Origin of the sequence: Pseudoalteromonas sp., assembly GCF_041629635.1 — a bacterium.
Taxonomy (GTDB): Bacteria; Pseudomonadota; Gammaproteobacteria; order Enterobacterales; family Alteromonadaceae; genus Pseudoalteromonas.
In genome coordinates this window covers 1-3,421 of the sequence record NZ_JBFKMX010000224.1, presented here as the reverse complement: position 1 = coordinate 3,421, position 3,421 = coordinate 1, and the positions used below count along the sequence as shown (strand labels likewise).

General features: G+C 39.1%; 2 protein-coding genes. One reads left to right on the top strand and one right to left on the bottom strand.

What is annotated here, in order from left to right; translation table 11 throughout:
- Nucleotides 1-517: 517 nt before the first annotated feature.
- On the top strand, nt 518-2,812 hold the full coding sequence (locus ABYD77_RS18325; protein WP_372771535.1) for a penicillin acylase family protein: 2,295 nt from the start codon (nt 518-520) through the stop codon (nt 2,810-2,812).
- A gap of 63 nt (nt 2,813-2,875) precedes the next feature.
- On the opposite strand, the gene ABYD77_RS18320 is transcribed toward ABYD77_RS18325, so the two are convergent.
- Nucleotides 2,876-3,421 (bottom strand): TonB family protein (locus ABYD77_RS18320; RefSeq protein WP_372771534.1); only part of this gene is annotated, 546 nt, incomplete at its 5' end.

The following is a 3,421-nucleotide window of genomic DNA, read 5'->3' as shown; positions in this document are numbered from 1 at the left end:
TGAAACGAAACAGCGTCGATGATAGTGTGGGTTCGCCCATGTGAAAGTAGAACATCGCCAAGCTCCTAATTAAAGAAAGCCTCAACATTATGTTGAGGCTTTTTTGCATTTATAATTCAAAAAACAGGGCGAACGCCCATGAGCCTCTTCACCGCTGTGGCACTTGAACATCTTCAAGCCTCTAATTAATTAAAAGCCCGCTCATTGAGCGGGCTTTTTGCGTTTTAGACACTAAACGAGATGAGTCATTTAAAAAGTTTATTATTTGAATATTAATGATATTTTGCGCAAGAAAAAAGCTGGAGGAGAAAACCAGCTTTTTGCAGATAAGACAATGGAAAGATGAAAATCAGTATACGCGTTCAGTATAGTAATATTTTCTTGTTTAATACAACTTTTTTGACTCTTTTTTGTACAAAATAATTTTGAAATAGAATAAAAGTGATTGGGTAGGTGCAACTTATACTCAGTATAACTATGATAGACAGCAATAAAAATAATTTGGATAATTAGCTAAATGATAAAAATTATAAAGAAGCTATCGATATTCCTTTTAATACTAGCCTTAATTGCAACCGCTGCAGTTTATGGTGTTCTTACGCTCAGTTTGCCTAAGCTGTCGGGGCAAACTTCAGTTGCACTAATTAGTAATGAAGTAGCATTAGAGCGAGACTCTCTGGGTCATGCTGTGATTAAAGCTAAATCTCGCGGCGACGCAGCTTTTGCTTTGGGTTATGCACATGGGCAAGATCGCTTCTTTCAGATGGATTTATTAAGACGAAATTCTGCCGGAGAGTTGTCTGAGCTTTTTGGAAAAGCTGCGTTAAACCTTGATAAGAAAATGCGTTTTCATCAATTCAGGAAACGTAGCCAACAAATCCTAAAGCAATTACCAAACGAACACCTAGATATTTTAAAAAGCTACTCTGAAGGTGTGAATTTGGCAGTAAGCCATTTGCCCTATTCTAGTTTTGAATATTTACTCGCGGGCGCTAAACGAAATCTTTGGTTACCTGAAGATAGCTTATTAGTGATCTTTAGTATGTATCTTGATCTTCAGGAGAATAGCTTTAAACGAGACTTAGCACTAACCTATATCAACGAGCAATTTGGTAGCGATATGGTTCGTTTTTTGACCCAGCCCAGTGAGTTTCAAGCAGCGCTCGATGGTTCAGAATTTGACTTACTTGAAGCCGATATTCCAAATTTAAAAAGAGAACTGTTGAGTTTTACCACGTACAAAATTGATGAGCCTCTAGATATTGGCAGTAATAACTGGGCTGTGACGGGCAACCTAACATCATCAGGAAAAGCACTACTTGCAGATGATATGCATTTGGGATTAGCTGTGCCGATTATTTGGTATCGCACACAACTAAACTACATTGATAACGACAAAGATCATCAAATTACAGGGGTTAGTCTGCCAGGTGCCCCAGCTGTTGTCGTTGGTACTAATGGTAAAATAGCTTGGGGGTTCACCAATGCCTATATTGATACGGTTGATTGGGTTGAGTTAGATAGTAACTATAAAACGGATACGGTCATTGAAAAGATTGTAACACCAGAGCAAGTTTATGATTATTCGTTAGAGGTCAGTGATTTTGGTCCGGTTAAGCACATTGGTGGAAAAAAGTATGCGCTTAAATGGGTTGCCCACCAAGATTATGCAGTTGATATGGAATTACTCAATTTAGAGCAAGTTAACACTGTTGATGAAGCGCTCTCAATTGCTAAAACCATAGGTATTCCAGTACAGAACATGTTGGTTACTGATAATCAAGGTAATGCTGCGTGGCAAGCAACAGGCGCAATACCAGGTCGAAAGTCGCCAAGTGTGATTGCAATTATGCCAGAGGACTTTGATCCTAATTGGCGTGAAGACGCGTCAGATGTTCCATATTTACTTAACCCCGAGCATGGACGTTTATGGACTGCAAATAGTCGAGTCGTGAGTGTAGAACAAGATAAACGCTATGGTAATGGTGGCTATGCCCTAGGGGCGCGTGCAGAACAAATTAAGCAACGCCTATTTGAAAAAGAGCAATTCAATGAGCAAGATTTCTATAATATTCAGCTTGACAATCAAGCCTTGTTTTTGAAGCCATGGCAGGGGTTGTTACTCAAAACCCTAAACTTATCACCTGACACCTACCAACAAGATATTAAGCTTGTCGAAAATTGGGGTGAGTGTGCATGTGCTGATTCTGTTGGCTATACCTTGGTAAGAAAATATCGCTCCGCAATCATAGATAAACTTTTCTCGCCTATAGAGGCTCAGTTGCAAACCGAAGGGTTATCATTATCGCCAATAAAACGTGACCTCGAGCCTGCTGTGTGGCAGCTAATTAATAGCTTTACCGATGATTGGTTACCACCGTCATCTGCATCATGGCCTGATTTACTGACAACGACTTACCAAGAGATGAAAAAAGATCTTTTGCTAAAACACTCAGGTAGTGAAAACGGCTCTTTACTAGAGCTAAATTGGGGTAAAGTGAATGAACTTAATATTCAACACCCGTTTAGTAAGCAAATACCGCTGTTAAGTAAATTACTCGATATGCCCAGAACACCAGCATTTGGTGATAGCTTTATGCCTGCCGTACAAGGCAGGGGGTTTGGTGCATCACAACGTTTATTTGTGCAACCTGGAGCAGAAAAGTCAGCAATTTTAACTTTGCCAGGTGGGCAAAGTGGGCATCCATTATCACCTTATTACCGTGCTGGATATGCTGATTATATTCAACAGGCTAAAACGCCGTTGTTACCTGGGGAGATATTACACCGTATTGAGTTTCACCCGAAATAAAAGGCAAAAGGGCATCTAAATGATGCCCTTTAGTTTAGTTAATAGTTACAGATAGCTGATTAATTAATGCGAACTTACTTTAATACGTTCAACTAAATCCTTTGATTTGTATTCTTCTGATAAAGCAAAATCCAATTGTACTAAGTGCTGTTTATTTGTATTTTTAGTTGGTGTGTACTTCCACTGTTTTAATGCACGTTTTGCTTCGCGGTCAAACACTCCTTTTGGTTCAGCCGATATAACTTTTACGTTATCCGTTTGACCATCTGCTGTTAAGGTAAATCCTAATACAACAGAACCTTCTATACCTTGGTCTGCTGCCTCTTTAGGATAAATAGGCTCAATACGAACAATAGGTTGCGCATCAGCTTTATTGTGCTTTTGATGGCCTTCACCATATTTAGCAAAAGCAATGCTTGATAGACCTGCAAAAAGAACAAGGCATAGCAAAAGGTTTACCAAAATATTCCCTTTAGGCATTTTTTGAATTGTATTTAAACGTTGTTTCATAGTGCTTTTCTCCGTGTAATAACTGTAGCTAGAAAGCGTGTTTTTAGTATCTGAAACACAAGCAAGTAATGCGCGACAATAGGCAATACGCTGTGTTCT